This window comes from Aquimarina latercula DSM 2041 (genome assembly GCF_000430645.1).
Taxonomy (GTDB): Bacteria; Bacteroidota; Bacteroidia; order Flavobacteriales; family Flavobacteriaceae; genus Aquimarina; species Aquimarina latercula.
In genome coordinates this window covers 127,583-154,234 of record NZ_KE387186.1, presented here as the reverse complement: position 1 = coordinate 154,234, position 26,652 = coordinate 127,583, and the positions used below count along the sequence as shown (strand labels likewise).

Annotated in this window: 13 protein-coding genes; 2 read left to right on the top strand and 11 right to left on the bottom strand. The window is 33.7% G+C overall.

Annotated elements, in window-relative coordinates:
• Positions 1-293: 293 nt before the first annotated feature.
• Together H526_RS0125170 and H526_RS0125165 are read left to right on the top strand one after the other, a co-directional pair.
• Complete coding sequence (locus tag H526_RS0125170) at positions 294-2,534, top strand: transglycosylase domain-containing protein (RefSeq protein ID WP_027395481.1); 2,241 nt, start codon at positions 294-296, stop codon at positions 2,532-2,534.
• A gap of 11 nt (positions 2,535-2,545) precedes the next feature.
• Positions 2,546-3,475: an expansin EXLX1 family cellulose-binding protein gene (locus H526_RS0125165; protein WP_027395480.1), complete on the top strand. Its 930-nt coding sequence runs from the start codon at positions 2,546-2,548 to the stop codon at positions 3,473-3,475.
• Positions 3,476-3,495: 20 nt separating this feature from the next.
• On the opposite strand, the gene H526_RS0125160 is transcribed toward H526_RS0125165, so the two are convergent.
• The 11 genes from H526_RS0125160 to H526_RS0125110 all read right to left on the bottom strand — a co-directional run.
• Positions 3,496-4,062 carry a phosphatase PAP2 family protein gene (locus H526_RS0125160; RefSeq protein ID WP_035086664.1) on the bottom strand — a complete coding sequence of 189 codons (567 nt, stop codon included), beginning with the start codon at positions 4,060-4,062 and terminating at the stop codon, positions 3,496-3,498.
• 42 nt (positions 4,063-4,104) lie between these two features.
• Entirely contained in the window at positions 4,105-4,332 is a 228-nt protein-coding gene (locus H526_RS0125155; RefSeq protein WP_027395478.1) for a hypothetical protein, read from the bottom strand.
• Between the two features lie 117 nt (positions 4,333-4,449).
• Positions 4,450-5,520: an OmpA family protein gene (locus tag H526_RS0125150; RefSeq protein ID WP_027395477.1), complete on the bottom strand. Its 1,071-nt coding sequence runs from the start codon at positions 5,518-5,520 to the stop codon at positions 4,450-4,452.
• 139 nt (positions 5,521-5,659) lie between these two features.
• The gene (locus H526_RS0125145; protein WP_027395476.1) at positions 5,660-7,039 is read right to left on the bottom strand and encodes an MATE family efflux transporter; all 1,380 of its coding nucleotides are present in this window, start codon (positions 7,037-7,039) and stop codon (positions 5,660-5,662) included.
• Between the two features lie 126 nt (positions 7,040-7,165).
• A complete protein-coding gene (locus H526_RS30190; RefSeq protein ID WP_081415705.1) occupies positions 7,166-9,334 on the bottom strand; it encodes a glycoside hydrolase family 9 protein in 2,169 nt (722 codons plus the stop codon).
• Between the two features lie 273 nt (positions 9,335-9,607).
• Entirely contained in the window at positions 9,608-12,250 is a 2,643-nt protein-coding gene (locus H526_RS31300) for a carbohydrate-binding protein (RefSeq protein WP_027395475.1), read from the bottom strand.
• Between the two features lie 126 nt (positions 12,251-12,376).
• Positions 12,377-14,644, bottom strand: coding sequence for a carbohydrate-binding protein (locus tag H526_RS31295; protein WP_081415704.1), 2,268 nt, complete (start codon positions 14,642-14,644; stop codon positions 12,377-12,379).
• Between the two features lie 214 nt (positions 14,645-14,858).
• Positions 14,859-19,238, bottom strand: a complete 4,380-nt coding sequence (locus H526_RS31290) for a carbohydrate-binding protein (protein WP_051336353.1) — start codon at positions 19,236-19,238, stop codon at positions 14,859-14,861.
• A gap of 401 nt (positions 19,239-19,639) precedes the next feature.
• Positions 19,640-22,924 carry a T9SS type A sorting domain-containing protein gene (locus H526_RS30170; protein WP_081415703.1) on the bottom strand — a complete coding sequence of 1,095 codons (3,285 nt, stop codon included), beginning with the start codon at positions 22,922-22,924 and terminating at the stop codon, positions 19,640-19,642.
• 288 nt (positions 22,925-23,212) lie between these two features.
• Positions 23,213-26,374: an RICIN domain-containing protein gene (locus H526_RS0125115; RefSeq protein ID WP_027395474.1), complete on the bottom strand. Its 3,162-nt coding sequence runs from the start codon at positions 26,372-26,374 to the stop codon at positions 23,213-23,215.
• A gap of 35 nt (positions 26,375-26,409) precedes the next feature.
• Positions 26,410-26,652: T9SS type A sorting domain-containing protein (locus tag H526_RS0125110; RefSeq protein WP_027395473.1), on the bottom strand; the 243-nt coding region annotated here is incomplete at its 5' end.

Genomic DNA, 26,652 nt, shown 5'->3' with positions numbered 1-26,652 from the left:
CAGGATTAGTCGGTTACTTTACTAATAAATAGTAAATCAAAGAATGTTATTTTGTGTTACATTTTTTAATACAATCCATTTTGAAGCTCAATTTTGATGGATGCTCCAAATAATTTTCTTCTAGTGCTTATGACACAGTATTTATTACTACAATTTAAAATAAAAAATCATAAAACCGTGATAATTAACCTTCAAAAAAAGTAAGTGTTTCCCTGAAATTAATTTTAGGAATATTGTAAAGCATGATACTCCTCAATAATATTATATTTTTAGCGTTAACAGTAGTCAGATCTATGATACGAGTACTATTAAAAAAAAAATGGATTAAGTATCCATTAATCTCATTAGGAGGATTTATTTTCATCCTCATTATTTTCTATGGAAGCATTTATTTTGGTTTCTGGGGAAACATTCCGAACAAAGATGAATTGAGCTCATTAAAACAAGTAGAAGCAACACAAGTTCTAGACAAAGATGGACGTCTTATTGGAAAATATTATATCTATGACAGACAACCCATAACCTATGATGATCTCCCAGATCATTTAATAGATGCATTAGTCGCCACAGAAGATATTCGTTTCTACCAACATAATGGCGTTGATAATGTTAGTTTACTTAGAGTCTTTTTTAAAACTATCTTATTAAGTGATAAATCCTCTGGAGGAGGAAGTACAATTACATTACAATTAGTCAAAAATATTTTTGGAAGAAAAGACTATGGGGTTTTTAGCATTGTAGTAAATAAATTAAAAGAATCTATTGTTGCTAAACGAATTGAAGATTTATACTCTAAAGAAGATATTTTAACCCAGTATTTTAATACTGTTCCTTTTCCTGATAACACATATGGAATTGAGAGTGCTTCGCAGAAATTTTTCAATAAATCAACCAAAGAACTTACATTATCAGAAGCAACTACATTAATTGGTAGTTTAAAGGCTAACCATAGCTATAACCCTAGACTCTTCCCAGAAAGAAGTCAATTAAGACGCGATGTTGTTTTACGCCAAATGGTAAAATACGGACACATTACTCAAAATGTGGCAGACCAAGTGATGAATAAAAATATCGTATTGGATTATCAATACTTTAATCATGATCTGGGATTGGCACCTTATTTTAGAGAAGAAGTAAAGAAAGAACTTATTCAGATCTTAAAAAAGCACAAAAAAACAGATAGTACCTTATATGATATCTATAAAGATGGGTTGATAATACATACAACCTTAGATTACGAAATGCAATCATTAGCCGAAAAAGTAATGAAAGATCATATGCGAAACTTACAAAACGTATATGAAAAAGAATATGGTTTAAAGGCTCCTTGGAAAGGAAACACAAAACTTCTAGACAATACAATTAAACGACTTCCTATTTACAAGAAATACCTTGAACAAGGTCTTAGTGAAAACCAGATCAAGGATTCATTATCTGTAAAACAAGAAATGGAACTTTTTGAATGGGGAGGTAATATTACCAAAAAAGTATCTACCAAAGATAGTGTCCAGCATTATCTAAAATTTCTGAATGCAGGAATGATAGCAATTGACCCTACAGATGGTGCCGTTAGAACATATTTAGGAGGTATTGACTATAGATACTTTAAATATGATCACGTATCACAAAGTAAAAGACAAGTAGGTTCCACGTTCAAACCTTTTGTATATACTGCAGCCATTGAAAATGGAATGAAACCTTGTACTTATTTCCCATTAAAAGAAGTTACTTATACTAATTTAGAAGATTGGACACCAAAAAATTCTTCTACAGAACAAGATCCTTATTTAAACTACAACCTAGAAACTGCTTTAAGTAACTCGGTAAATACAATAGCTGTAAAAGTTATGGACGAAGTTGGAGTTACAAATGTGCTTGATCAAATAAAAAAAATGGGAATCGATGAAGAGCTACCGGAACAACCGTCCATTGCACTAGGAACAGCTGGAATCAAAATTAAAGAATTAGCTGGTGCTTATGCTAGTTACGTTAATAAATCTAAAGGTGTTCAACCTTTTTATATCACAAAAATACAAGATAGAAATGGCAAACTAATTGCATCTTTTGAAAAAGAAAAAACAGAAACTGCCTATAGCGATTATACCCGACAGGTAATGCTAGAAATGATGAAATCTACTGTAGATAATGGTACAGCAACCAGATTACGAAAAACCTATGGCTTAAAAAATGATATAGCAGGAAAGACGGGTACAACTCAAGATAACAAAGACGGTTGGTTTGTAGGGATTACACCAAAACTTGTCACGGTAACCTGGGTCGGGAATGATAATTATAATATTGGATTTAAAACCACCAAACAGGGACAAGGCGCTAATTCTGCATTACCAATCTTCGGAGAACTTTATCAAAAAATGAACGAGAACCCCGTTTTCGATCCTATAACCAAAAGTAGTTTCGAAAAAACTTCTAATAATGTGCTTGAAGATTTAGAATGTAAACCGGAAAAAAGAGATAATTTTTTAAAGAGGCTTTTTAGTAAAAAGAAAAAAAGAAAGAAATTTAAAAAGAATTAAAACCTAACTTAATGAATTCACACAATTATATTTTCTGCTTTTTGGCAGTAATCATGATTATGAAAATTTCTGCTCAGGAATGCAACGATACCGTACATACGGGTGAAGGTACATTTTATGATGGTGTAGCAGGAGGTACTTTTGGTAATTGTTCTTTGCCTGTAGGAGTTGGAGATTATATGCATTGTGCACTAAATAATTTTGATTACGATGGCAGCAATGGTTGTGGAGCCTGTATCGAAGTGACTGGAGCAAAAGGAAGTGTTATTCTAAATGTAGTTGATCGTTGTCCTGAGTGCGCTTCTGGTGATGTCGATATGACTATGGAGGCTTTTGAAATGATTGCCGAGGTTATTGACGGTAGAGTCCCAATATCGTGGAAGTTTGTACCCTGTGAAACTATACTTACTAATGAAACTATTAAAATTAATTTTAAAGAAGGTTCCAGTGAATTCTGGACAGCCATCCAATTTAGAAACATTAATCATGCAATTTCTAAAATGGAATATCAATTACCAGATAATACTTGGAAAAACACAAATAGAGAACTATTTAACTTTTTTATAGAAACTTCTGGAATTCCATCTCCGATGAATCTAAGAGTAACTTCAATTTTAGGAGAAGAACTGATTTTCGAAAATATTGCATTAAATCTAAACGAAGATTTTGATACAGGACTTCAATTTTCTACTCCAGAAGAATGTAATCAAGAACTTTCTATACCAGAAGTTGATATTACAGAAGCAACGGTATTATATCCGAACCCAACATCAGATATAATACATATCACAAAAAACACTAAAAAATGGAAACTGGTAAATAATGCGGGTAAAATATTAGATCAAGGTTCTCGTAAAGAAATAGATATATCATCTTACAGTAATGGTATCTATTATCTAATATTAGAAAAGAAAAAAGTTATAAAATTAGTGAAACACTAACATTAGACTTAATTATAGATCTATCTTACATATTTTTTGACTAAAAACATAAGTAATTTATAGGCGCCTACACCTAAAAGAATTCCGATAGCCATACCCGTTATAATATCTCCTGGGTAATGAACTCCAACATAAATTCTGCTATAACTAACTACAGTAGCCCAAACCACCATAAAAGGAAATATATATATCAACTTTTTTTGCAAAGCCAATCCAGTGAAAAAGGCTAATGCCATAGAACTAGCAGCATGAGCAGAAAAATACCCATGACGACCACATCTCTCAGCTATAAATCTGGTAAATTCCTCTACCCCTTCTGCCCGACAAGGTCTTGGCCTCATAAACAAAACATTTTTAAATAAATTAGATAACTGATCAGATGCTGTTATTAAAGCAGCTACTATAACAAGTGTTATAATCGTACCTTTAATTCCATAGTACTTATAAAAAAAGTATAACAGAAGTACATACAAGGGAATTTGATATAATTTTTCTGTCATAAACAACCAAAAACCATCCCAGAAAGGAGTTCCTAAATTGTTAAGAAAAACAAACAGATCTTTATCTAATTGTATAAGTTCTTCCATAATGACAAGTAATTTATATTTCTTTTTTAATTAAAACATTAATTAATCTTCATAACGTTCAATCTCTCGATCATAAAAATCATTCGCAGCCTGAAATAGATTCTCAGCCTCACTTTCTAATTCTTTTTCATCGCTTTTATCAAATTCTTCTAACCACTCCACCTCATCATTCTCTAAATTAATAATAAACCGAGGAAATTCTGTATGCACTACAAAGATGGCATTTGGATAATCTGTATTATCACCTAATAAGAATTTTGGAAAACTCATATATAAAATATTATGTTAAGCAAAGCTACGAAGTTTAATCCCAAAGTAACAAAAACAAGAAGAGGTAAATTTATTTTAAAATTTACCTCTTCTTGTTTGTTATGTCTTTATTAGGATTTATTCTATAATAATTTGAACTCTAGCGTTAGAACCCAATTCTGAATTATCTATACCTTCTCCTTCTTTAGGTTCTGTATTACTAACACCCACATATTCTATCAAGGTTTCGTCAATTCCATTTTCTATCAAGTAATCTTTAACAAATCCAGCTCTAGCAGATGAAAGAATTTCATTTTCAAATTCAATTTCAGAATCATTCGCATGACCAACTATTTTAATACTATCAAACTTAAAGACTTTAAGATATTGAAGATAAGAATCAAGTGCTGTTTTAATCTCCTCATAAACTTCACTTTCTCCGATTAGGTATTCTATATCAGAAAAGTCAAGTGCCATATCACAGATATTATCCACTGCTACACCTTGCACATCTTGCATTTCTCTAAGCTCTACATCATCTATATAATAATATGCATCGTTAAATGGTCCACCTTTTAATGATTTTCCATTAGGTGTATCCGAAAAATACCCTAAAGAGATATATTTTTCAGTTCCCTTAGCTTTATAAACTCCGCAAACTTTCGTCCATTCTTTTGTATCACAAATCATCTCTGAAGATTCTATGTGCAGTTTATAAGTTGATGTTTCTGTAATCCTAGGAACCCTAGCTGTAAAATAAGAACCTATTGATGAAGTACACGAATTACTAACTCTTCCTTCTCCAAGTGACACATACATATGAAAATAATAATACTTCCCCGCTTTTAAAGGGCTAACCAATTTCGTAACAATGGATTCTTTCGTATTGTTACCCGTTACATATAATCCTACTTTAGACTCACCTGTTCTAGGAACCTGAGGACCAAATTGCTTTAGAAATCCAGGTGCTTTATGGTCAAACTTTACTTCGCTTACAGCTGGATGGTGTGCATCAGGTGTATTTGTTAAAGATTTCCAATGTGAAATGACACCAAAGTTTCGCATCTCATGCTTTAATTTTCTAACAGCTGCATTCGTTTCTTCAAAACTTGGATTAGGAATTAAATTTTGCGCATTAATAGTGTTACTAAAACTAACACTAAAAATCGCAAAAAGTAAAAGGTAAAGGTTAGATTTTGGGCTATTCATCTCTTTTCTTTTCAGGTTTAGATATATTCGAAATATAGTTAAATATTTCTTAATATGAAATATACTTTGACAAGTAACAAAAACTAGTCCAAAAAAAGAAACGATCTAAAACTATCTATATTGTAAAAGTCAAAAAAGATTACGCATTACCTTTTTTTAACATTAGATCTTTACTTAAATAATTGAATCTAAAATAAAGTAATATTGCCGATGTTGTTAACCCTGCCAATAGTCCTATCCAAATACCTGAACTTTTATATTCAGTATATAAACCTAGATAATAACTAACAGGAAAACCAACAACCCAGTACGCAAAAAATGTAATAGCAGTAGGTATTTTAACATCTTGTAATCCTCGTAGCGCACCAAGAACTACCACTTGTATTCCATCGGATATCTGAAACAATGCAGCAATGATCAAAAGTTTCGCAGCGATTCCAATTACTTCTGTATTATCCGCTAAATTTTCTGTGTCGTTAACATCTAAATAAATCTCGGGAAGAACATTATTAAAAATAACAAAACATAATGCAAATACAATTTCAATAAAAAAAGTTAATAAGAATATCGAAAAAGCAATTCTTCTGAGTTCTTTATATTTTTTCAATCCTTTTTGATTCCCTACTCTAACCATCGCAGCAACACTCAATCCCATAGCTACCATAAAAGTCATTGCCGACAAATTCAATGCTATCTGGTTGGCTGCTTGCGGATTTTTACCTAAAATACCCGAGATCCAAATAGCCGACGTAAAAATAGCAACTTCAAAAAACATCTGTAATGCAGAAGGAAAACCTAATGTAACTATTTTTTTCAACATGTTTTTTTGGAGAGAAAAGAATTTAATATTAGATACATACGCTTTTGATCTCTCTTTATATTTCAGAAAAAACCATAAAAAGATTACCATAACAAATCTAGAAACTAATGTTCCTACTGCTGCTCCTACTATCCCCATCTGAGGGAAACCGAACTTCCCAAAAATTAGCAAATAATTCAACACCACATTAACAATATTCGCAATTAATGTTGCATACATTGGATATTTGGTCATTGACAACCCATCGGAGAACTGTTTAAAAGCTTGAAAAATAATTAAAGGAATTAATGAGACTGCAACTAAGTCCAAATATGGTATCGCCAACTCAACCACTTCTGTTGGTTGTCTCATAAAGTACATAAGTGGTTTCGCTAATAATATCCCTAAAAATAAAACTATACCTAAGGTTGTACACAAAAATAATCCGTGCTTAAATGCTGATTTACCTTTGCTAAAATTATCTTCTCCATCTGCTTCTGCTACTAGAGGTGTTATTGCAGTAGAAAAACCAATACCTAGAGACATCGCAATGAACATAAAACTATTTCCTAGAGATACTGCAGCTAATTCCGCAGTACCTAATTGCCCAACCATAATGTTATCAATTAATCCCACAAAAGTATGTCCCAACATACCCAACATTACTGGGGCTGCCAACTTCAGATTATAACTAAACTCTTTTGTGTATTGATAAAGCATCTGTACATATTGAACCTACAAATATAGGGAGATTAGTAACAGAATTACTTCTTGTTTTAAAACAACTTTACTAAAAAAAGGTGCTTACAAATAAGCACCTTCTTTTATAGATATAAAACGATCATATTAATTCTTCATAAACTTGGTAGTCGCTTTAGCACCAGTATTAGAAGTTAAACTAACAAAGTACATCCCAGATGATAAATTCCAAGTTGGTATCGAAATCCTATCTGTAGCAACGTCAGATACTGTAATAGATTTTATGATATTTCCGGTTATTCCAGAGATCACAACAGTCGAATTTTGAATCTTTGTTAAATCTCCAGAAATGTAGATTACATTTTTTGCAGGATTAGGAAATAACTGTAGTCCTAACACATCAAAATCAGTTACAGATAATGACCTTGAAGGCTCCGTACCCCAAACTAATACCCCATCAGCATAAATAGGAACTTTTTCTGATTCGATAAGTGTATTACTTAAATTTTCATAAGAATAATCATTAGTAGGATCCCAAGAACTATCAGAAGCGTCATTAGGCACTGAAACTCTTACTTGAATTTCTTTTCGATGTTCTCCTTGCCCACCTGGAAAAGGCATATTTTCATTATCAATAGCTACCTCAACAAAATATATATTGTCATCTGCATTCCACACTTGTAAACCTCCTGTAGCTTGACCATTTCCTCGACTAGTAATTTCATAATCACTAGGTGTATATCCCGCATTAATTCCTTCGGTAATATCAATAAAATAACGTGCTGTTAAACTTCCCGGAATTCTTGCAGGCCAAGCTGACCTATTATTTAGCCAAATTGCCAATTCTGTAAATCTTCCTGACTCACTATTGATTTTCGTTTCATTAAGAAATTCAGTATTCGCTTGCTCTTCTTGCGGAAAATTATCCAATGCAGTACCTCCAAATTCCATTACCATTCTAGCTAAAACTCCTTGATAACAGGCATTATAGTCACAAGCAACTTCATTAGCTTGAAAATCTGATCTATTCTCTACAAAAACATCATCAGGATTTCCTGGTCCTCCCATTAATGCGCCCCAAAGTGTATGTCTTGATTCTTCTGGAATACTTTCACTTCTTATCCAACTAGAATGTTGTCCTCTATGGTGTGGTTTTGTAGGAGGGTTTACTCCATAACCAGTAACTAAACTACGATTATTAGGGTTATCGCCTAAAGCATAATTAACTTGATCAACAGCAAAATCGTGATATTCTTGCTTATTTGGAGTATCTACAGTATCACTAAATATTAAAGCTGTTAATGCTGCATTCATAGAATGACGTAAAGACCCCCATTGTGTAAGATGCGCCTGACCTCCAGGAGAGTATGTTATACCATTCCCATTGTCTATCCAAAACTGCAAATGTCTTTCTGTATTATCAATATATTGTTGCTTTCCTGTAAGCTGCGCTAATAAAACCATATTTCCATATCGCTTATCATCCCATACAAAACTCCATAGATAATCTGGTTCTCCATAAGCGGCTTCAGCTTTTTGAAGATACGTATTATCTCCTGTTGCTTTGTACAACCATAAAGCACCCCAACTTAATTCATCTTCATACCCTCCAGAAGAATAAGTCCCAACAGCTGGAATTCCACCTTCTTCAGTATATTTTCCTTTATACGTTTCTCCAAATTCATATAGATCTTTAGCATGTTGTAATAAAGTAGCGCTATATGTAGGGTCACTGTCTTTAAATATAATACTAGCAGAAGCTAAAGCAGCAGCTGTTTCACAAACTACTTCTGTTCCTGGGTGATCCACGTCTAATTTATAAGATTCTCTTTGACCATATTGCGGATGTACATCTATCATCTCGGCAGGCATCCAAAAATTATGATCTTGTCCCTTTTTAGAAACTTGAGCATAAAATTCAAATTTAGAAGGGTGACATTTTATAAAATAATCTGTTACCCATTTTATGTTTCTCTTGTAATGTTCTGTTTGATTCACAGCATCATAACCATCTTTATATTCTAAAAACCCCCAATTTAATGCAGTTACGGAAAATGCCATTGGGAAACCAAACTTTATATGATCTCCAGCATCAAACCATCCACCAGTTAGATCTAATCCAACATCTTGCCCATCATTTACACCGGCGTTACTACGCCAGCTAATTCTATTCCAATCTGGAAGAACCCCTGATTGTTGTGATTCATAAAACAATATTGATTTTTGTAAAGCTTCACCATAATTGTGTTGTGCGACGACCTGTGTCCCTTGTAATCCTAAAAAGATTAACAATAAGTTTCGTAAGTTTTTTTTCATGTCTAAATGATTTGTGTATTATTTTAATTTATGTGAGGTTAAAGGTTTTCATAACTCTTTTTTCAGGTTACATATTGCTGTTTTTTTTCATTGTTAAGAGAGTGATAAGATATTTTTATGCTATTTGAAAAAAATTCTTACAAAGACCTTTTTCTTGTTATTCTAAAATTAAGAAGAGAAACTATCCTTTTTTAAGGGATAGTTTCTCTATACAGAGTTTGTGCAAATAATACTGGTAGTTAACTAGTATTTACTCTTATAGTTTTACCTGCTTTACTGCTTAACTATTTTCTTAGAAACAATTAATTTATTTGATTTACCAGCTTCCAAAACATTGATTATATAATAACCCGATGACAGATTGGCTACATCAATAGAATTTTGACCAGCTTCTAAAACAGTTTCCTTCATCAACACTCCATTAACATTGAATACTTTAACTATTTGACCTTCTATATTAGAAGAAAAATTAATGGTATTTATCACTGGATTAGGATACAATAGCACATCCTTCGATGTATTTTCATCACTTCGATTTGTAGTATAAGTGATAATCAATTGAGGTTTTGAGACTGATATATTTTCTTTTGAAGCAAATGCAAAATCATTTCCCGAAAGAGCATCGATAACAAATGAAATTTTATTACCAGAAATTTGTGTTGTTTTTAAAGGAATTGTTTTTGTGCTACCGATTGGAAGATTCGTATTTAATGATCCTAATTGTGCTCCTTTTCCTGGCTTATTGGAATTGGATAAATTAGTTTCTGTCCAATTATTACTATTTCCTTTACTAACAGCAATATTCCCATTTCCAGCATCTGAATATACAGTGAACTTAAGATCAGCTTTTGTTATAGTTCCGTTGATTGATGATAAATCAAACATCAAATACCCTGAACGTCGATTATGCTCAATTCGAATCATATCAAGATTGTGTCTAGTTGATCCTTGTAAATAAGCATCTTGTATTGGAATTAAAGTAACTGTTTGCTCTACTTGCTGGATCTTTGTTGCGATAACTTTGTCAATGTTATATAAATATCCAGAACCTCCTTTAAAAGATAATCTCAATGTTTTTTCTCCTGAAGTTAAAGAAACAGTAGTGGAATATTTCTTGTAATTATGCCATTGTCCTGTTACCGGAATATTTATCGTACCAACAATAAATCCTGATTCTAAAATATCTACTTTTCCTCCAGCTCCATTACTTGAGGCATAAATATCAAAAGTATATTCGCTACTAATATCAATATTTACAGTATAATCAACAAAGTCTCCATTTTTGATAAAGCCTAAATTTTTACCTGAGGTTGTTCCTGGAGTATCTTCGATACGAACGCTACCTGATTTTGTAATCAAATCTTCGGCCTCAAAAGATCCTGGAATATTAATTATATCACCAGGAGGAACCGAATCATCCTCTACAGTAATAGTAATGGGTACAGATGTAGATACAGCCTCATCATTATCGATTGCTTTAGCAGTTATTGTATAGTTTCCCACATTATTTAACGTAGTAGTTATATTATATGGAGAGGTAGTGTCTGTTCCTACTAAACTACCATTAACAAAAAATTCTACTTTAGAAACTGTTCCATCAGAATCAGAAGCGTTAGCTTTTATCGTAACCGATTGCCCTTCTTCAAAATTAGTTCCATTAGATGGTGAGGTTACAGATACTTCTGGTTTTATATTAGTACCTCCACTACCAAGTAATACAGGGTATAGCGTTCCTCCTTTTGGAGATTCACTCGCTGATAACGCCGGAAAATTTGTTGCAGGATTCGAAGGTTTTACTTCTCGAGGTCCTTTGTACAATAAATTAGGATCTGACCATGGTTTAATATTATTATGATTTTCTTCAAGGCAATTATTCTTATATATAAAATTTGGTTTTTTTGAATTTTGATGTTGGATGGACCAAGGTCCCATAATTGCATAGTAGTTGGGTTCATTTCTATTGTTATAAGCCGCATTTGGTGTATCAGCTTTAGAGTTAGGCATATCTCTAGGTAATGTAATTCTGTTATTTTCTATTAGGTTATTTCCATTATCACCACTATGGAAACTTACTTCTTGCCTAAAATCATTATCATACACCACATTATATTCAACGTTACTTCCTTGTAAAGATATATGTCGTAAACGGGTAACCTTACATCCTGTAATAAGATTATAAGCTCCTTGTATAAAAAAATATCCTTGCGCACCACCTGCTTTTTTATGAGCTCCATCTACCATTAAATCTCTCAATGTCACATGGTTAGAAGGAACCCTTACTGGATCTCTTGCAGAATTAATAATATTTACTTTATCTAACCAACAGTCAGGAGAATCATTAAACTTAACAGATATATTATCATTACCTCTTAATTCATCGTTAGCACTTAAACTATAATTCCAGTCGTATTTTGGTTTTCCCCAACTCCCTTCGATTGTTAGAGTATATATTCCACTTTTACTAACCTTATAAAAACTAAAGGCATTGCTACTATTCATCCTAATGATACATTTAACACCTTCTCTACTCTCTCCTATCAAAGAGACATTTGATTTCATGGAAACTCGTTTATTGATATTGTAGGTTCCATTTTTCAAAAACACTGCTACCAATCCGTTTTGTTTAGATGCATCCTCAATTGCCCTATTAATTGCATCACTATCCGCACCATTAGTTAGAGTTTTTACAATTTTAATGTCTTTTAAAAAAGGGATACCACCTCTAACACCGGCTTTTTCCCATTCTTTCATTTGTTGATAACGGTTATCAAATTTTTCCGAATCAAAAGTAACTCCTGGATCTCCTACTCTCAATTGGGCTTCTAATTGAGTGGTTATAAAAATCAATAGAAACAGCATACTTCCTATAGTTTTCTGCGTAGAATATTTATATTTTTTTGAAACTAAATTTTTCATTTTTTTTGAGTTTTCTTCTAAAATTAAAGAAGAGAAACTATCCCTTTTTCAGGGGATAGTTTCTACATACTGAGTTTGTGTAAATAATACTAGTAGTTAGCTAGTATTTCTTGTTATAATTGATTCTTATTGTTTAACTATTTTCTTAGAAACAATTAATTTATTTGACTTACCCGCTTCTAAAACGTTGATAATATAATATCCAGATGACAAGCTAGTTACATCAATAGAATTTTGACCAGCTTCTAAAGTAGTTTCTTTCATCAATACTCCATTAACATTAAACACTTTAACTATTTGGCCTTCCATGTCAGAAGAAAAGTTAATTGTGTTTACCACTGGATTAGGATATAATTTTATAATATTCGAGTTACTCTCATCACTTCGACTTGTAGTATAAGTAACCACCAATTGAGGTTTGGAGACTGATGAATTGTCTTTCGAAGCGAATGCAAAATCATTTCCCGAAAGAGCATCGATAACAAATGAAATTTTATTACCGGAAATTTGTGCTGTTTTTAAAGGAATTGTTTTTGTGCTACCGATTGGAAGGTTCGTATTTAATGATCCTAATTGTGTTCCTTTTCCTGGCTTATTCGAATTGGATAAATTAGTTTCTGTCCAATTATTACTATTTCCTTTACTAACAGCAATATTCCCATTTCCAGCATCCGAATATACAGTGAACTTAAGATCCGCTTTTGTTATTGTCCCATTAATTGACGATAAATCAAACATCAAATATCCCGAACGACGGTTATTCTCAATACGAACCAGCTCAGAGTTATATCTCGTTGATCCCTGTAGATATGCATCGTGAATTGGCGATAATGTAATAGTTTGTTCCACTTGCTGAATCTTTGTAGCAACAACTTTGTCAATGTTATATAAATATCCAGAACCTCCTTTAAAAGATAATCTCAATGTTTTTTCTCCTGAAGTCAAAGAAATAGTAGTAGAGTATTTCTTATAACTATGCCATTGTCCAGTAACTGGAATATTTATAGAACCTACAACAGATCCAGATTCTAAGATATCTACTTTCCCTCCGACTCCCTGACTTGAGGCATATATATCGAGTGTATATTCACTTGTTGCATCTATAGTTACAGTGTAATTAGTAAAATCTCCATTTTTAATATACCCTAAATTTTTACCAGCGTTTGTTCCAGGAGTATTTTCTATACGAACACTCCCCGATTTTGATTCAAAACTTTCTGCCTGGAATGATCCTGGTATCTTAATTACATCAATTGGCGGAACCGAATCATCTTTAACAACAATATTTACAGCTTGTGATGTAGCAACAGCTCCATCATTATCAGTGGCCTTTGCTGTGATAGTGTAACTTCCTGCCGAATTAATAACCGTAGTTGTTTCATATGGAGCAACTTGCTCTGTTGCTATTAAGTTATTATTTACAAAAAACTCTACTTTAGAGATAGATCCATCACTATCGGATGCATTCGCTTTTAAAGGTATCGTTTGACCAACCTGATAATCTGCTCCATTTGTAGGTGCCGTAACATTAACTGTTGGAGGGGTATTAGGATTTGTATCATCCACTAATCTATAAGAGCGTACCCAATCATAATATGTAGTTCGATTTTCCAAAGAATCATTTATTCCATCCTGACCATTTTTTGGTGGATTCCAATCGTAGGTCTCCACTACCATACGCAAGTACATAGGAAGATTAAAATCTGCTGGTGGCTTAATTTGCCCAACAAACTGACCATCTAGATAAAATAAAATTTCACTTTTACTTTTCCACCAAACTCCATAAGTATGATAATTTTTCCAAGAAGCTTCTCCTAGTGGAGCTTTGTTTCCTTGTTGCCCAACAGGCGTATTATTACAATTTGTATTTCTACTGTGCGTATTGGAATTCATATTAGTGATCATATTATTCACCCAATTAGCTCCATTAGAGTTAACACCTACCGTCTCCGTAATATCTAACTCTGTAACGCGAAGATTACATCCACTACCTTCATTTCGTTGATTAATAAGCCAAAACGTGGATGACATAAAGGTTTTATTACCTTTCATTCGCGTTTCGTAATATCCGTATGTATTTTTTGTTAAGGATCTAACGAGACCTCCGTTATGAGTCCAACCATTAAATGGGTTTGCCTTTTTAGAAGCAGAAATTTTAAGGTCTCCGTTTCCAACAGAAACTGATGATGTTTCAAATCTGGCAGGTTTTCTACCTTCCCATTGAGGACTATTTATTGCCCATTTATTAGTATTTAATGAAGAACCATTAAACTCATCAGACATGATGTCTATTTTTTCCCACTTCTTACCATTTGGAGGTGTTGGTTGTGCAAAAACACTTACTGTTATCATACATAACAATAAGAATATGATTGATTTGTTATTTTTTTCCATGATTAAAATCGTTTTGTTTTTTAGATCAAAAACCAATCTTTTTCAGATTGTATAATACAAGAGTATCTTAACATTTTTGGTAAAGGTTTTAAAACACTTTACTTCTTATATTTAATAATAAGTTAGGGGAAAAGGCGGTCTTTAAATGACCGCCTATTTTCCTATCCTTCTTTTTAAATTTTATTTTGATCTAATAAAAGATGAAAGAACTTGATTAACGCTTTAATACTTTCTTAGCCGAAAGAATCTTATTCGTTTTACCTGCTTCTAAAATATTTATGATGTAATATCCAGATGATAAATTACTCATGTCAACAGTATTTTGACCATCGGTTAGTACTACTTCTTTCACAAGAATACCAACAGTATTAAATACCTTGATTGTCTTTCCTGCAGTTGAACCAGAAATATTAATTACATCCACAACTGGGTTCGGATATAATGTAATATCATCCTCAACCTGTCCATCATCCCTATTTGTAGTATATGTAATTACTAACTGAGGCTTCGATACGGATCCATTTTCTTTAGATGCAAAAGCAAAATCATTCCCAGAAACAGCATCAATAATCAACGAAAGTCTATTTCCAGATATCTGCCCAGTTTTTAATGGAATCGTCTTTATGCTTCCTTCTGGGAAATTAGCATTTAACGAACCTAATTGGGTTCCTTTTCCAGGTTTGTTTGAATTTGACAAATTTGCTTCGGTCCAGTTGTTAGTACTTCCTTTGGTTACACTAATATTACCATTTCCAGGATCAGAATATATAGTAAACTTTAAGTCTGCTTTCGTAATAGTTCCATTTATAGAAGAAAGGTCAAACATTAAATATCCCGTTCTCTTATTTAATTCTATACGAACCATATCGTTATTGAATCCTGTAGATCCTTGCATATATGCATCATGTATTGGATTAAGTGTTACTGTTTGCTCTACTGGTTGTATTTTTGTTGTAACCACTTTATCCACATTATACAGATATCCAGTTCCTCCTTTGAATACGAATCTCAATTCTTTTTCTCCTGAGGAAAGAGACACTGAGGTAGAATACTTCTTGTAATCATGCCATTGTCCATTAACCGGAATTGATACAGATCCTACAACTGTTCCTGCTTCAAGAATATCCACTGTACCACCTGTTCCTTTAGTAGATGCATAGAAATCAAAAGTGTACTCGCTAGTTGCATCAACATTTACATTGTATGATACGAAATCTCCATTGTTAATGAACCCAAGGTTTTTACCAGTACTATTTGGAGTATTTTCTATTCGTACACTTCCTGATTTTAACTCAAAATCTTCTGCTTCAAAAGAACCAGGAATATCGATTGCATCAGTTGGTGGAGTAGAATCATCTTTAACAGTTATATTTACTGGAGAAGACGTCTTTGTTGCTCCTTCATTATCAGTAGCTTTTGCAGTAATTGTATAGCTACCTGCAGCATTAATAGTTGTTGATGTTTCGTAAGGTGCTACTTGCTCTGTAGCCGTTAAGTTGTTATTTATATAAAATTCAACTTTTGCAATAGATCCATCGCTATCAGAAGCATTAGCCACTAATGGAATTGCTTGACCTATATCAAAGCTTGCACCATTGGCAGGAGATGTCACAGAAACTTGAGGAGCGGTATTTTGATCCTGGCAATCTGTATAGAATACATCTGGTCCTGCACCTGATGGCTTATTATAAGCTTTTGACAATACAAATTTATCCATTTCGAAACCATCTTCTCTCATAGAGAAAGAGATTGTATGCACTCCTGCAGAAGGAATATCTAAATAGATCTTTTGCGCTTCTCCACAGTGATTTGCATTGGTTCTTTGCTTACTTTCCCAAGTCCATTGGTTTTTACCAGCACACCATTGCATTCTTGCACCTGATGCTGGCCAGTTTCCATTTAATCCTACATGAATTCCATTATCTTCGGATCCAGTAGAATGTGCTCTAACCCATACAAAGTATCTTCCAGCACTTGTAAACTTAACTTTGTAATCGATGATCGCTACTTGTCCAGGAGTATTAGAAAAACTTACTCCATTTACTAATGGGTCACTATGAGTTACTCGCGTATCTGGCAAGATTTCTAAGTATCCGCCTCCACTAGCTCCATTAGAGTGATCTGGATCCGGATCTGGTGTAGGAGTTGAAGCTCCACTACCATCTAACACGTACCATTTTCTATCAGCTACTTTAGTTTGACTTTCAAACTTCTCTGCTTCTACAGCTAGGATTCCATTTTGTTCTGTTGGGATACAGTTATCTCCATCACCGCCGCCGTCTCCGCCGTCGCCTCCATCACCACCGTTGTCAGTACAAGTGAAGTTTAAAGCTGTCCATCTTCCTCTAGAATATGCAGTACTATTACCTTCTGGTATGGTACCATTGGTATGAGAGTTAAATTCTACTCTAATTTTATCACCTTTAGTAACCTGAACACCTGTAAAAGTTCTCCCCGATGCAGTATAATCAGTAGTAGTTGTAGGGTTTACAAACTCACCAATACGTGTTCCATTAACAGAAACTCTGTATGTTGATTCGCCATCAATTTCTGTAAGTGTAGCTAAATTGATATCATAAGTTCCAGAATCTCCATTAAAAGTAGCTTCTGCAGCAGCAAACTTATCTTTGTATTGTGCGGCATTAATTGCTAGAGCATTTCGAGCATTATCTTTATAAGCAGGTGAAAAACCCGCTACCGAAAGTGTAGGGAAATCTGTAATTGCCTGCATAGAAATTGTACCACAATTTCCTCCACCATTATTATCACCATCCTTACTTGTTACTAGGGCTACCCAGTCATTATTATCTGGAGCAACAAGATTGTTTCCAAGAGTTTGTTTAGTGGATAAATTTCCCCCAGAACGTGGATTATACCATTGTACATCGTATTTATTATTACCTCCTGGTAAACTTAATCCTGTAGATCCTCCATTAGGTCTATAGACTGCATAGATGCTACCCGATTTTGCTAATACATAATCGTTATTATCCGAAGTTACACCGTCAGAACTTACCATGTTCACCATATCTGACTGGAGATAACGATTAAAAAAGCTAAGTGCATAACCTCCTTCTTTATACTTATTACCTCTTTTACGCTGATCATTTCCGTTTATATCACCATCATCATTAGTATAACCACTGTAATACTCTACTCCTGTTCCTCCTGCTATAAGAGTAGCCCATAAAATTCTATGCCTTACTTCTTTATCAGAAATTCTAACTCCTGTAGAAGCAGGACCTTGTTCATCATTAGCAACTACCCATTTTTTACCTGAATTTCTAGACTTTTCTAACCATCTTCGCACATCATTATGAACGTTGTTTTTTCCTGTTTGGATAGAAGCCCCGGTTAAATCAGAGTTATTTCCTAACAATGGATTATATCGCTGGTCTTGTTGATTTGGATATGTATGAATCACAATATTATGATCATATGGATCCACATTTTTAATATAAGTTGCAGTCGATTTTGCTACTTGATCTTTTAAAGTAGTTTCTTCTGTTAAATTCCAGTTTAGTGCTAAATGATGACTAAATCTTGCAATTAATTCACGATAGTATAATTTTCTTTCTCTTCCGAAATTATCACCATCCATTTTATTATCATTCTCCGTCTCCATGGTTTTAAAATGAAGATATACTCCTTTTTTATCAGCATACTCCATTACTTTTTCCCATTGAGCCATTTTGGACACATCAAATCTATCGTGATGAACCTTATCCCATTGTTGGCCTCTTGCTGTGTTTCCATACTCTTGTTCAGAAACTTTCAAAACATGCGGAAAAACTGCTCCTCCATCTCCAGAAGTGTTCCATGTTAAAAAAGAAACAACATTAGCTCCTTGACCAGATAGGTAGTTGATCATACCTAAAATTTCTGTTCCTTTACCATTCGACCAAGTATAAGAAGATGCATCAGCAGCTACATAATCTCTTTGATGTGGTTGCCACGTTTTATTTCCTATTTTATTAAGGTTATTATTATAACTTGGTGTAGCATCGAAATCTACATAGTTAAAAGCATTTTCTGGAGAATCTGCTCCAGCTTTTACAAACCAAGGTCCATTCGGATTACTGGGATTTGTTCCTACATGCTTTAAATAATGTTCTCCAATATACTTAAGCCTTCCAAGTTCTTTACTTCTATAATCTCTTCCTGACTTATTTGATTCAGCAATATTAAAAGATCCCGTATCACCATTCATAAATCCAGCATTAGATCCTCCACCATTTATTGCTACATTGGATCCTGATTTAAAAGAAGCCGACCAATTCCATGTACCAGTCTGATCTGGAGCAAAATTTACTCGCCATTTATTACCGGAATCACAACTATTATTTTCTGCATTTCCGCAAGCGGCAAAATATCCTGGTACAGTATAACTAGTATTACTACCTTGATGTGTAAATGTTACATCCAATCGATAATCCGAAAAAGGATTTGGGTTTGCGGTCTCTGAGGTGTTAGGACCGTTAAAGGTCAGAGTGACTTTGTGCCATCTCTTTAATTCTCCTTCTGGTGTTTGAGCTTGTAGCAAAAACCCTAGAAACAAGAACGTTAATAGAACGTTGAGTTTAGTTAATTTCATGATTTAAATTGTTTTTTGTGTGTGTTTGGTTTTAAGATATTTATTTTGTTCGTGTAAGTATTCAAAGAACGTCTTTTATTGTTTTTAATTTCGAATCAAAACACCTAACAAACAGTTAGTTAACAAGTTTTAACACGAAGTTAAAAACGAAAGATTTCTCGAATTTAAGATCTCATAAGCTTATTAAATTTATCAAAACTATTAAGTGTTCTTTTGGAAATAGAATTCGTTAAAATTCATTTAGAATTCGATATTTAATTAACAAAATAGTTATTATAACTTATGCTACCTTATTGGGTCAAATGGACTTTTGTCCTACTGAAAATTATTGTTTTTTAACTTTTAATTAACTATTTGATTTATGTTTTTCATGTTTAAAAAAAAGGGTTGAAAATTTTGATTTAGTCTTTAACAAACTGCACTTTATCCTTACCAAATACTGATAAAACATAAAGTCCAGATGCCATATCAGAAACATTCACTGATTTATTATTGGTGGTTAATTTAGTTTGTTTAACAATCTTACCTGTTAGATCATAAATAGTAATAATATCATTAGCCTCAACTCCCAGAATAGTGATCGATTCTTTGGATGGATTTGGATATACCGTTAGTACTGAATCATCTGATGTAGGGTCTTGTCTGTTCCCAACGGAGAGAATTTTCCATTTTTGATTCGCATTTGTATTATTATAATCCCAAATAGTTGCATTCGCACCAACTACTCCTCCGGCTCTATCTAATGCTCTAGAAAGACAATGCATCGGTTTTACCCCATAAATATCATTACCATTCTTAACGATTTTCCATTTCTTATGAGAATCTACATCATCGGTCCAAGTGGCGACATTGGTTCCATTTTCACAACGAGCATAAGGAACTTCTAAATATCTGTTCGTTCCTAAATTTTTAATGGTATATGAATTATCACTAATATGCTTAATCTCCCATTTCTGATCATCAAAATTCGCTGGCTTATGCATTCTAGCACTATGGCTTTCTAAAGCGCGAGCTAATAATCTTTCATTATTCTGAGGAGATTCTATATAATAAATACCATTTGGGATTAGCTGGGTAAAACGAGTACTTACTGTCACATTATTTACTTGATCTCTGTCAATGGCATCTTGCCATGATGTATTTAACGGTCTGATATGAACTTTATAAACATATCCATTTCCAGGTGGAGGCAAATTAGGTAGGCTAACAGTAATTGTTTTTGTACCAATACCTTTAGCAACTTGCACATTTTGTTGTGCAATCCAACCTGTAGATGACCAAAACTCTACGATAATATCTCTAGTGGCTGAAGCTTCATAATTAATATCAAATGAATACGAAGTAGCTTGTACAATAGTAGTTGGTGCATTACTAAAAGAAACCTTATCTGCAAATGTTTGGTTAGCAACCGTTACATTTTCCACCTGATCTCTATCGATAGCTTCCTGCCAGGTAGTACCTACTGGTCTTATATGCGCTTTGTAAATATATCCTGTACCTGGAGTTGGTGCAGATGCTAAATCAACGGTAACATTTGTTGTTCCCGTCCCTGCATTCACTGATACCATTTGCTGACCTAACCAGCCCGTTGATGACCAAAATTCTACCACAATTTCTCTATTTGTGGAAGCACTATAATTCACTTTAAAATCATAGGAGGTTTGTGGTTGAATAGTTGTTGCTGGATTTACAAAAGTAACCTCATCTGGAGTAGTACTCACATTACAACCTTCACCTGGTAATCCATAACACCCATTTCCTGTAGGACCTAGGTCCGAATTCCAGTTGATTCCTGTTCTAAATGGTGGCACACCAAACTCATAAGCTCCTACATCAGGCTTATTCCCTTGATAACCATCTGTGTATCCGCTAATAACCCTTCCATAATCAATTGCTTGAGCTCCTGATTTTAAGGTATAATCATTATTATTATAGTTTTTAAAAGAATTTCTGCTTACCAAGTTATTCTGCTTATCGGACTGCGGTTCCCAAGTACTTTCAGTTTCTTGATTTCCATCTTGATCTGTAGCTTCTTTATCTGTTATGTTATTCCAAACTTTTACATTACTAAATTGAGTACCTGGTTTGTGCCATGCCCCCATAGTTGCAGAACCTTTGGCAAAGGTATTATTGAAAATATTGAGGTTTGTACCATCCCAATTAATCTGTATGTTGGTCCATTTAGTGTTCCATACAACGTTATGGTGGACATCCCAATTTTTAGAATCGTTATCTAAATAAATTCCTGCTCCTTTAAATCTACCAGTTCGAGCTTTAGAGTCATGAAAAGTATTATGATGAATAGATGATTTAGCAGCTCTTGCGTTAGTCGTATAAAGTAATCCTCCATCATCGGCGATAAAGTTATTATTACTAATATCATTATATGCAAATTCCCCGCCATCAACATATGCTTGAATTACATCTTTACCAGCTCTAGTTAGGGTATTATTTCTGTATTTTCCTCGTTTTGCCCCACGAGTATTTAGCACACAATCATAGTTACCTAAATAATTAAAATCATGAACATAAGAATTCAACAATCTATTATCATCTCCTTTATCATAAACTCCATTTCCTGCTCCCCAAGCAATTTCACATTTTTCAATAAGATTCTTATTACCTGTTATCAGAACACTTTGTCGTCTAGAGTCAAATCCATTGATAACACCTAAGGTGTGATTACCATAAAAACTTGAAACCGCATATAACTTATTATTATTACCACTGATATCAATGGAACCGCCAAAAACAGCTATTCCTTCAATATGAATGTAATTTTTATTTAGATTTATAGTCTGTGTTCTTCTTCTAAAACGAATAGAATTATTTGCTGGTGATCCTCCACCTTCAATTTGAACATAAAGTGTTTTATTTCTTTTATCATAAAACCATTCATTTTTATAATCCAAAGCCTCTTTTATTCCTTGTAGAAAAAACTCACCCTTTTTGATACCATGTCCAGTATATCCTGGATTATGCCTTAATTGAATCCAGTTTTGCGCTCTTTGTAATTTAAAATCTATTCGATTAGAAGAGGAATTCGTTACATAATCCGTCCAGGCTAAAAATCCTGCTCCACCATAAAAATGAATTGAACCTCCATTTTGCCATTTACCAGCATGAGGAATACTCGTTGCATGTCCATTGGATTGGCTTCCATTATAATTTAACCAAGTTTTCCCACCTCCTGCAGCACCTCTATTACAAGCTGGTAAATAATCACGTTTGAATAAGTTTTGCGTTACATTGTTTGGCCATCTAGCAAGATCCATGAGTTTATCATTATGTAATGTCATATTATCTTGTCCTAAATCCCAAGTAACTTGTGCTTTATAGATCTTACCTTGGTCTTTACTCCAATTATTAACAGCTTGCATTGCTGTTATGATTACCTTTTCTCCAGCTTTGGATCGGTATATAATTGGATTCCCTGCTGTTCCAGATCGCACAGGCCGCAACAGTTCTTCATAAGTACCGCCTCCAATGATGACCACATCCCCAGCTTGGGCAACAGAAGAAGCTTTTGCGATTGTCTTATATGGTTTAGATTGTGTTCCTGGATTATTATCGTTTCCGTTTTTAGAAACATAAATATTCTTAGCACATAACGATGATGCTATAGTTAAGAAGAATATCAAGACATATTTTTGCAATATGAATTGAAGTTTTTGGTTAGTTTTCATGGTTTTTGAGTAGCTTTTGGTTTTTAAATGTATAAAATACGTTTAAAACGTATTTTTCTATTTTATTAATCGCTAGGATTCAAAAAGAATTCGTTAGATATTTCGAGACCATTACATAAATTAGGACTATATCAAGATTTTTTTACTCTAGATATAGATAATTTCCCCTAAAAATTTTGATCTACAATATCAATCGGTTTAGTTCGTTAACATCACCTCACGCGCTTACCATATTCTTGATAACCGCATAAGGAATGTTTTCTTTTAATTAAATAATTTTTAGAGTTGTTACTCTTTTACAAATTGTGTTTTACTTTTTCCGAAGACGGATAAGATATAAACTCCAGACTCCATGTCTGAAATTGATATTAACTCATCTCCAGAAGTTAGTTTCGTTTTCTTAATCGTTTTACCAGTGATATCATAAATAGTAATAATATCATTCGCTTCAACTCCTAGAATAGCAATCGATTCTTTGGACGGATTTGGATATACTGCTAGTAATGAATTATCTGATGTAGGATCCTGTCTGTTTCCTACGGAGAGAACTTTCCACTTTTGGTTTGTATTGGTACTACTATAATTCCAGATAATGGCATTTGTCCCAATGGTTCCTCCGGCTCTATCTAATGCTCTAGAAAGACAATGCATCGGTTTTATTCCATAAATATCATTTCCATTCTTAACGATTTTCCATTTCTTATGAGAATCCAAATCATTGATCCAAGTACCTACATTACTTCCATTTTCACAACGTGCATAAGGAACTTCCAAATATCTATTAGTTCCAACATTTTTAATGGTATATGAATTATCACTAATATGCTTAATCTCCCATTTCTGATCATCAAAATTTGTTGGCTTATGCATTCTGGCACTATGGCTTTCTAAAGCACGAGCTAGTAATCTCTCATTATTCTGAGGAGATTCTATATGATAAATACCATTTGGAATTAACTGAGTAAAAAGTTCAGTAACAGTAATATCATTTGTCTGATCAGTAGCTAATGCATCTTGCCAAGTAGTTCCTACTGGTCTAATATGTACCTTAAATAAATATCCTGAACCAGGTTGTGGCATATTCGGAAGATCGATTGTAATTGCTTTAGATCCAGTTCCTGCTGTTACCACTTCTTCTTGCGCTGCAATCCATCCGGTAGCTGACCAAAAAGACATTACAATTTCTCTATTAGAAGAAGCCTCATAGTTTACATCTAAAGTATAAGAAGTCGCCTGCGCCATACTATTCGGAGAATTACTAAAAGATATTTTATCTTCTAATGTTTGCCCTTGCACAGTTACATTATTAATCTGATCAGTATCAATAGCCTCTTGCCAACTAGTACCTACAGGTCTAATATCTGCTTTATAAACATATCCAGAACCCGGGATTGGTGCTGTTGGTAAATCGACTGTTACAATTGTAGTATCTGAACCACTTCCCACAGTAACTCTTTTCTGACCTAACCATTCGGTAGCTGACCAAAACTGTACTACAATATCTCTATTGGTATCTGCACTGTATTGCACTTCAAAATCATAGGAAGTTTGAGAAGCAATTGTAGTAGAAGGGTTGATAAATACAATTTGATCATTTGCTGCATCTCCCTCTCCTGTATCTTCTATTGCATCAATTCCTGCGGTCCATCTCGTTCCTCCTCGTTCGTAAGCTCCAATATCTGGTGCAGAACCTTTATAAGCTTTTTCGAATCCTGCAATCACTCTTCCGCTATTGACCACAGATCCATTAGATTTTGGCATAAAATTTAGACCATTTGCATTCTCAAATGGAGAAGTAGCATTTATTATATTATTCTTGTATTCAAACCCTGGTGCTTCATGCCATCCTTCTTTATTCGAATAATTATTATAAACTCTATTATCACTTTGTGGATAACCATTTACCCAAGAATCCATCGCTTCTCCTGCATTCCAGATAGTGTTATGAAAAAAGTCTAAATGTTCATTGTTCCAGTTTACCTGATAACCAGTCCAAGATACATTCCATACTACATTATGATGAACAACGTACCCTTTACTATTATTATCTAAGTAAATTCCAGCCGCTTTATTTCCGGCATATGAAGGTGGTTTTGAATCATGAAACCAATTATGATGAATTTCAGTTCCTTTTCGTCTATCATCACCAACTGTATAAAAAACTCCTGAATCAGCATTGATTAGCTGCGCTCTTGACACATCATTATAAGCAACTTCGCAGTTATCTCCACTAACGTACATTCCATCTCTTCCTGAATTGGTAATTTTATTCTTTAGGACTTTTACATTATTTGCTCTCGTTCTTATAGGCGTAGCATGAATTCCTAAATAATCGATATTTGAAATGGTATTTTTCTCGATAATAGAATTATGAGCATTTGCCCAACTCTGAACCGAAATTCCATTTGCAGAACTATGATTAATGGTACAATTTCTTATAATAGTATTAGGTCCCAACACTTCGATTGATGATTCACCTACACCTGCGCTCGTACTATTTATATTATCAAAACCTTCACTTCCATGGATTACTTTATTATTCTCAAAGATATTAGAACGACCATTGATCTTTACACTTCCTCCAAAAAACTCAATACCTTCAATTTTTATATAATCTCCTTTTACTTCCGCAATAAATTTACGAGTGGCATACTCTACTGTATTATTAGCAGGTTTTTTACCATTCGCAGGTTGAAAATATAGTGTTTTAGTTACAGTATCGTAATACCATTCTCTGGCATAATCTAAGGCTTCAAATTTATTAAACAGATACAATTGTCCTCTATGTCCATTTCTTACAATTGTTGGGTTATGAGGATTAAATGGCCATTTATTTATATTCACTCCTGCGTGTTCAATCCTATTTCCGGCACTACGAGTAATTCTTCTCGTCCAGCTAGTACCAGAGTGTCCGCCAATATAATACACTAATCCGCCTGTCCAATCGAAGTTTGGTGTTCCTGACACACTAAAATAATTACTACCACCATTATCAATAAACTTACAATCTACCGTAAATCTATTGTTATCAACATTGTTTGGCCACCTAGCCAAATCCATATATTGTTGATTATGGTAAACATTCCGAAACCTTTCTTCTAAGGTCATATTCACAGATGCCTTATAAATGTTACCGGAGTGTAATTGCCATCCATTTATAAACTTTGTCGCCTTGATTCTTACATTTTCTCCATCTGCAGCTTTAAAGGTGATATAATTATTTTGAGTTCCTTTTTTATTAATAACTAAAGGCTCGGTATATACTCCTTCTCGGATAACACATACATCCCCAGCTTTCATTACTGAAACTGCTTTAGCAAATGTTTTGAAAGGACTACTTATAGCACCGTTGTTATTATCATTTCCATTAGTTGCTACATAATAGTCCTTGGCGAGTAAACTCTGGGCACAGAATACCCAGAGAAAGCCAATTAAAAATTTAATTTTCATGGTTTGATTATTATAAATTAATTTAATTAGCTGATTTACTCTTTTACAAATTGTATTTTACTTTTTCCGAAAACAGATAGTATGTAAACTCCGGATTCCATACCCGAAATTGATATTAACTCATCTCCAGAAGTTAGTTTCGTTTTCTTAATCGTTTTACCAGTGATGTCATAAATAGTAATGATATCATTAGCCTCCACTCCCAGAATAGTGATCGATTCTTTGGATGGATTTGGATATACCGTTAGTACTGAATCATCTGATGTAGGGTCTTGTCT